Source organism: Moorena sp. SIO4G3, from assembly GCF_010692305.1.
GTDB lineage: Bacteria > Cyanobacteriota > Cyanobacteriia > Cyanobacteriales > Coleofasciculaceae > Moorena > Moorena producens_A.
This window is the reverse complement of sequence record NZ_JAAHIG010000445.1, coordinates 1-6,644: the sequence shown is the minus strand read 5'-3', so window position 1 is coordinate 6,644 and position 6,644 is coordinate 1. Positions and strand designations below refer to the sequence as shown.

The 6,644-nt window shown below is 43.7% G+C and carries 7 protein-coding genes; 4 read left to right on the top strand and 3 right to left on the bottom strand.

What is annotated here, in order from left to right; genetic code table 11:
• The coding region (locus tag F6J99_RS39450) for an MATE family efflux transporter (RefSeq protein ID WP_293121573.1) at positions 1-433 on the top strand (433 nt) is incomplete at its 5' end.
• A 114-nt stretch (positions 434-547) separates the two neighbouring features.
• Here the strand turns inward: F6J99_RS39450 and F6J99_RS39445 are convergent.
• Positions 548-673: a hypothetical protein gene (locus F6J99_RS39445; protein WP_293121571.1), complete on the bottom strand. Its 126-nt coding sequence runs from the start codon at positions 671-673 to the stop codon at positions 548-550.
• An 807-nt stretch (positions 674-1,480) separates the two neighbouring features.
• Here F6J99_RS39445 and F6J99_RS39440 point away from each other — a divergent pair.
• The gene (locus tag F6J99_RS39440) at positions 1,481-2,116 is read left to right on the top strand and encodes a restriction endonuclease subunit R (protein ID WP_293121569.1); all 636 of its coding nucleotides are present in this window, start codon (positions 1,481-1,483) and stop codon (positions 2,114-2,116) included.
• Positions 2,117-2,410: 294 nt separating this feature from the next.
• Here F6J99_RS39440 and F6J99_RS39435 read toward each other — a convergent pair whose 3' ends face one another.
• Both F6J99_RS39435 and F6J99_RS39430 read right to left on the bottom strand, forming a co-directional pair.
• Positions 2,411-3,079: a PEP-CTERM sorting domain-containing protein gene (locus F6J99_RS39435; RefSeq protein WP_293121567.1), complete on the bottom strand. Its 669-nt coding sequence runs from the start codon at positions 3,077-3,079 to the stop codon at positions 2,411-2,413.
• 89 nt (positions 3,080-3,168) lie between these two features.
• Positions 3,169-3,624 carry an NUDIX hydrolase gene (locus tag F6J99_RS39430; RefSeq protein ID WP_293121565.1) on the bottom strand — a complete coding sequence of 152 codons (456 nt, stop codon included), beginning with the start codon at positions 3,622-3,624 and terminating at the stop codon, positions 3,169-3,171.
• 358 nt (positions 3,625-3,982) lie between these two features.
• On the opposite strand from F6J99_RS39430, the gene F6J99_RS39425 reads away from it, so the two are divergent.
• Both F6J99_RS39425 and F6J99_RS39420 read left to right on the top strand, forming a co-directional pair.
• Entirely contained in the window at positions 3,983-5,446 is a 1,464-nt protein-coding gene (locus F6J99_RS39425) for a sodium/glutamate symporter (protein WP_293121563.1), read from the top strand.
• Between the two features lie 114 nt (positions 5,447-5,560).
• Positions 5,561-6,145: a Uma2 family endonuclease gene (locus F6J99_RS39420; protein ID WP_293121561.1), complete on the top strand. Its 585-nt coding sequence runs from the start codon at positions 5,561-5,563 to the stop codon at positions 6,143-6,145.
• Positions 6,146-6,644: the final 499 nt, after the last annotated feature.

Below are 6,644 nucleotides of genomic sequence, written 5' to 3'. Positions count from 1 at the left end.
TGGGTCTAAGTTTCCTATTTTGCTTATTTTGGGAGTATTAGTAACAGTGATTCTTGCTGCGACAGCTCCTTGGTTAGCCTCCCTATTTAACAGCAACCCAGAAGTAATAAAAATTACCGCCACCTACCTACTTATTGTCCCGATTAGCTATGCCGGAACAGGCGTGATTCTAGTTGCTAGTTCCACTTTTAATGCCTTAGGTAAACCCTTACCATCAGTGGTGATGATGGTGACTCGGATGGTGGTGCTTTACATACCATTGGCTTATCTAGGCAGTCAGCTATTTGGGGTGAATGGTATCTTTGCTGCTGCCTGTATTTCTAACTTAGCTGTCGGATTAGGAGCATATATCTGGAATCAGAAAACCTGTAATATCAAAACTGTTTCAGCATTGGAGAAAAATTCAGTGTCTGCTGGCATGGGTCAGTTTTGAGGTTAGCTATCAGCTATCAGCTATCAGCTATCAGCTATCAGCTATCAGTGATCAGCTATCAGCTATCAGCTATCAGCTATCAGCTATCAGCTATCAGCTATCAGCTATCAGCTATCAGCTATCAGCTTTCAGCCAAAGGCTGACCACTGACCACTGAGGGCTGACGGCTGTTCGCGTAGCGTGGGTGGAACAGGCTTCTAGCCTGTGATAAGTGCGCATATGCTTACCTTCTGACTTCACTGCTCCCTGCTCCGAATGTTCCTAAAAACATGTACCTCACCTAATTAAAAACCGCTATATAACAAAAAAGTGTTCGGCAGGTTGCAAAACCTTGTTTATGTCAATACAAATGATTACTTCCTAATCTTTTTAACTGATATAAACTATGATATTTACTCAATCGTATTACCAATAAAAACGTTAAATAGTAGTAATTTAAATCCCTAAAACAAGTATTTGTAAATAAATGTAAATATTTTTAATTGCCCCTTGCATTTTTTCGAGAAGTTATCTATACTATAGAAGGTAAACACCGATACTAATAACCGCGCTGAGTATGCCCGTTAATCATGACCAGCGCGGCTTTCCTCCCAACCAAGTAGGAGTTACTTCTATGATGCAAAAAAAAATCACGATCATCAATCCCGGCTTTTCAGCAAGTCACCGGATGTCCGTTGGGAATACTGACTTCTGACCTCAAAGATTGTAAGGATTTAGCTTATGGGCTATAGGCACGGTAGTTGAGCGGCCATTGGGTGCATCTCCTAAAAGCTGTTTAGCCCGGTGGGTGGAATGGACATCTTGGTGGAATGGGCATCAGGGGTGGAATGGGCATCAGGGGTGGAACAGGCATCTTGCCTGTTACAATCTTCCGGCGGGCTTTCCCAACAAGGCTCGAAGAGGCAGAAAATGAGGGTAAGCCCCCCTAACGCACCCTAAGCAACTACTGTAGTTCTAACCTAGCTGTTGGCTTAGGAGCATATATCTGAAATCAGAAAACTTGTAATATCAAAACTGTCTTAGCATTGGAAAAAAATTAAGTATCTAATGAAAACTTTAAACTCTAGTAACTTATCCCTAGATGATGTTTATCGTCTTTTGAATCTCGAAGAAGATTATGATGGCTCATTCACGCCCTTGTTATCCTTAGAACTGCTAACAGACGTTGAAAAGCAGGAACTGGTGCAAATAAAGAATGATTTTCGTCCCTATCTAAGATCAGGAAAAGTCTCTGAAGGGCAGGTAAAGTTAGTGGTTATTGCTCCATTGCTCAGATTAGCTGGCTTCTATCACTACCCCATTACAATTTCCGTAGAAGAGGGGATTGCCGAAATTGATAGTGAAGACGAGGAAACACGAATTACAGGGCGGCTCGATATTCTAGCTATAAACAACCAGCAACCAACACCAGCTAATAACTATTTTTGGGTGTTGGTGATCGAAACGAAAAATAGTCTAGCTGATGTAACGGCAGGTTTAGCACAATTACTGACTTATGCCTATAAAAGTTTAGAGTATCAAAGATCCGTATGGGGGCTAGTGACGAATGGATTACGTTATCAGTTTGTTTATCTGCAGCAGGAAACTTCCCCAACTTATCAGCTCATGCCATTACTGAACTTGATGGAATCTGAGAGTTCTATTCAATTACTAAAGGTTCTTAAAGCTATATGTAAACTCTGAAATGTGATATTATAATGTGATATTATCAGCAGGGAAGCTTGCCCTAGTCATTCTTATTTCCCGGTCGCAATTAAAAGTAGATACACCCTGCACTTAGTTAATTTATCGAATTCTACCATTGCAGAAACTGAAGCGTCAAAACCATGAGTATCCTTTATGAAGACCAATCATTAGAAAAATCATTGTTTGTGACGACGATGGAATCACAATCAAATTTTATTATTTCCCCATTGGTGTAAGCATTCAGCTATTGGTAATATCCAAGACAAAAGCCGCTTGATTGATATCAACTCCTTAGGTTTTGACAATGGGGCGTGTCCCAGCTATACCGACAGCAAATAAGCCTAATCCCAGTAGAGTGGAGGGTTCCGGTACACCAACTGGTTTGGAATCAGAGGGGCGGATAACTTTTATAGGGGATATTCCTTTCAGTTTACTACTGCCTTCACGATTAGACCCTACACTTTGCAGACGCACTCCAAACTTTTGCTCCTCAAACATATGGAGAGTTAAGGCTTGTGTAGCGTGAGATAGGGTAAAGCTAGTGGATTGAATATCATCACGTCCGATACCATTGGTGCCAATCTTTAAGCCCAAATCGAATGAGCCAGGGTTGCTCGGACCACCACCGGTCAGATTGACACCACCGCCAAGATTGCTAGTATTGGTTACCAAACCCCCGGTTACATCATTGCCACTAACACTCAAATCATTTGAGTTTAAATTGAAAATGTCGTTAATATCGAAGAATACCCCAGTGATGTCGGCCAAGGTATCAGTCACCTGAAAGTTAAACTTAACATCATTGCCATCTTGCTCTAAAGTAACGTTGACTGTAGCTGCATCACCGGTAAACGGAGAAATATCGAAGTCAAGAACAGCTGCTTCGGCAGAGATGGCAGTAAATGTAGAAGCAGCGATTGTTACAGTAGCAGCTGCCATTAAAGAGGGCTTGATGTTCATGAGTGTGTAATCCTTAACTTTTCTTAACTATCAGGATTACAGGCTGATGTTTGCATTCAGGTTAGTTCAATGTATTCCTAGTTGATGACTTACTGTATCACTTCCGCACATAGCCTAGGTCTAATTCCATAATGACGATAATTCCAATAATCTCGCAAAATTTTGTTGTGATCAAAGCAGAGATTAGATGGCACTTCCCAAGGGTGAAAAATGCCAATATTTTTAGCATCATCAGCGGCTTTTGGAACACCCGTTGCTGTGGCTAAAAAAACAATACTAATAGTATGCTTACGGGCATCACGACTAGGGTCAGAATACACCTGGAATTGCTCAATTAGTTCAACCTGTAAGCTGATTTCTTCCTTAGCTTCCCGCACCGCTGCTGTTTCCACGGACTCGCCGTAATCTACAAAGCCACCGGGAATTGCCCAACCTAAAGGGGGATTCTCCCGTTCAATCAAAATAATCGGTCGATGGGGTCGGTCGATTAGTTCAATAATGATGTCAACAGTGGGGGCAGGATTACGGTATTGAGTAGAAGTCATGGGTTAGATCAAATCTGGTTGACTATTTATGATATAGCAAAGGGAGTCGGGAGTCGGGAGTCGGGAGTCGGGAGTCGGGAGTCGGGAGTCGGGAAATTCCGATCAGAAATTCTGACAATTCATTTAGAACTGCTATAGCAGTTTACCCTGACCCAAAAACTAGAGACTAGACGGAATTTTCTCTCTCGCCTGAGCTACAATAATTTTTTATTCAGCATCACCACCATAGACTCAACTCGCCGACGATGCTTTACAGTCAAAGCTTTACCGTAAAAGCTTTACCGTAAAATTTCAAATTTTTAGTTACCAGAGGCAGTTGACATCGGTGGTGTAACTATCCCACTGAGGGGAAGGTGCTATGTTTACGCTCATCAATGCTTTATTTGCTTTGATCATGATCGGGATTTTACTCCTGATCGGCAGGTTTCTCAAACAGAAAGTTCGGCTGTTTCAATCCCTTTATCTACCAGAATCTGTTATTGCTGGGGGAGTAGCATTGTTACTCGGCCCAGCAGTATTGGGTGCGATCGCATCTAGCCTATCAGGTACAGATTCCTTACTGGCTGGGGGTCTGTTTCCGAAAACGATGGCAACAGTTTGGTCTCAGTCTCCTGGTGTCTTTATCAATGTTGTCTTCGCCGCCTTATTTTTAGGTGAAGCTATTCCCAGTCCCAGAAAAATTTGGCGCAAAGCCGCACCTCAGGTAGCATTCGGCCAAACCCTGGCCTGGGGACAATATGTGATTGGACTGCTGCTAGTTTTGTTAGTGTTGAGTCCGATATTCGGTGTCGATCCCATCGCAGGTGCATTAATCGAAATTGCCTTTGAAGGTGGTCACGGCACCGCTGCTGGCATGACCAATACCTTTAGAAAATTGGGTTTTAACGACGGTGGTGACTTGGCTCTAGGCTTGGCTACAGTCGGTATTGTCACAGGGGTGATCGCAGGTACCTGGCTAGCAAGCTGGGGCAGGCGCAAGGGCTACATCCAGGCCAGCCCTGATCCCAGCAGTGAGCTACAACAGTTTCGGGATAAAATTCAAAATACAATTCAACAGACAATTCAACGAGAACCTACGGAAGTCAGGTTAACCAGAGCGAGATTAATGGATGGTTTACTGATCGATCCGTTGTCATTGAACCTTGCTTTTGTAGGAGTTGCGATCGCTATCGGCTGGGTAATCTTGGCAGTGCTCAAGTTCATTGAGTCAGTGACTTGGGGAGCCGGTGGTTTTCAAGTAATTCAGTATGTGCCTCTGTTTCCCATGGCACTAATTGGTGGTTTGATTGTCCAAGTCGTAACCGTGCGTCTAGGACTAGGGTCACTAATTATTCGACCCTTGCAGGAGCGCATCTCTGGGGTAGCGTTAGATGTGGTAATTGTCACCGCATTAGCGTCCATTTCCCTAAGAGTGCTGGGAAACAACCTCCTGCCATTTTTAATTCTTGCGATCGCTGGCATCGTCTGGAACATCTGGGCATTTGTTTTCCTCGCACCCCGTATACTGCCCAGATACTGGTTTGAGCGTGGCATCGGGGATATGGGACAATCCATGGGAGTGACAGCAACCGGTATTTTGTTGATCCAGATGGTAGACCCAGATAACCATACCGGTGCTTTTGAGAGTTTCGCCTACAAACAGTTGTTCTTTGAACCGATAGTAGGTGGTGGCTTGTTTACTGCTGCTGCACCAGCACTGATTGTGCAATTTGGCCCATCGGTAGTGTTACTGCTAACAACAGGATTACTAGCCTTCTGGTTAATGTTTGGTCTGTGGAACTTTAAGCGGATGAGAAAGACTGTCAGGCAAGCTAATCTTTAAAGGGTTAGTCCGTGATCCGGCAAGGGAAGCGTGCTTCTCTTGCGCAACCCTGGGCAAGATTTGGCCTGTACTGTGGTTGGTATAAACTGAACCAGTGAAATGTTGGAAGCAGCTATGACCCAGTCAATCCCAAGGATTCCCCTCGCAGAATTCCTCACTCAACCCAATATTGAGGCTTCTCCGGCATGGGAATTAATTGATGGGCGAGCAGTCCAAAAACCAATGCCAACCCTCTTTCACTCGCGCCTACAACGCAATCTGGTTAATTACATTAATGATCGTACCGATGCTCCTTGGCCTTTGGGCCACGCTACGCGAATGGAGCCGCTACGCGAACGATGTGAAGCTGTGCAGGAGCTACGCTGCATCATACCTCCCTACTCGCCAGTGCCAGATATTGCTATCGTTGGTTACGATCATCTTCCTGATCACGACGGACCCGTTGATGGAGCACCAGATTGGCTGATTGAAATTCGTTCCCCTGACCAAAGTACTTTAAACTTGCAAAACAAGATTCTCCATTGCCTCAGCAACGGAACACAATTAGCCTGGTTAATCGATTTCGCTCGTCAGCAGATTTGGGTCTGGCAGGGAGATGACCTACCCATAATCTTTTCAGGAGAAGACATTCTGCCAAGCTTAGGCATTCTACCCGAACTTACGGTCAACGGGGTAATGGCTATGACTCGGCGATCATAGATCGTTGCCTATTACTTAATTATATGCTGTTTTACGCCCGAGATCGATATCGATGATGTTGGGTTTCGTTACCAAAAATTTTGGGTCTAAAGCCCCGTCCTTATAGGACGGCTTTTTTGGAAACTTTGTATTGATAGTTTGAACTAAGTGTGCTACTAGAGAAATATAAACAATAGACTAAAAACTAGAAAGATACTATCTAACAATAAGTAGGCAACGTAAAAAATATGTCACAGATACATATTGCGTAATTTGGTCTAACGACTTAAACGTCTATGAAAAATTTAGATATAAAAAAGTATCTATTTCTAAAAAAAAAGTAAAGGTACGGTGGGGCACACCGAAACCTAGATCTATGATCAAAACGCTTAGGGAGAATGTGCGACTCGTTCCAACTAAGAGCCTTTAGCAAATAAAGGGGTATGAGTTGGGGAAGGATACTAGGGCGGACACCCCAGTAACCAACTAACTGTTCTTTGGATGTGGGTGAAAACCCCAC

Excerpts from the sequence above, each read along its gene's own strand:
- F6J99_RS39425 (WP_293121563.1), top strand. The coding sequence starts at position 3,983 with ATGTTTACGCTCATCAATGCTTTATTTGCTTTGATCATGATCGGGATT.
- F6J99_RS39440 (WP_293121569.1), top strand. The coding sequence starts at position 1,481 with ATGAAAACTTTAAACTCTAGTAACTTATCCCTAGATGATGTTTATCGT.
- F6J99_RS39430 (WP_293121565.1), bottom strand. The coding sequence starts at position 3,624 with ATGACTTCTACTCAATACCGTAATCCTGCCCCCACTGTTGACATCATT.
- F6J99_RS39435 (WP_293121567.1), bottom strand. The coding sequence starts at position 3,079 with ATGAACATCAAGCCCTCTTTAATGGCAGCTGCTACTGTAACAATCGCT.
- F6J99_RS39420 (WP_293121561.1), top strand. The coding sequence starts at position 5,561 with ATGACCCAGTCAATCCCAAGGATTCCCCTCGCAGAATTCCTCACTCAA.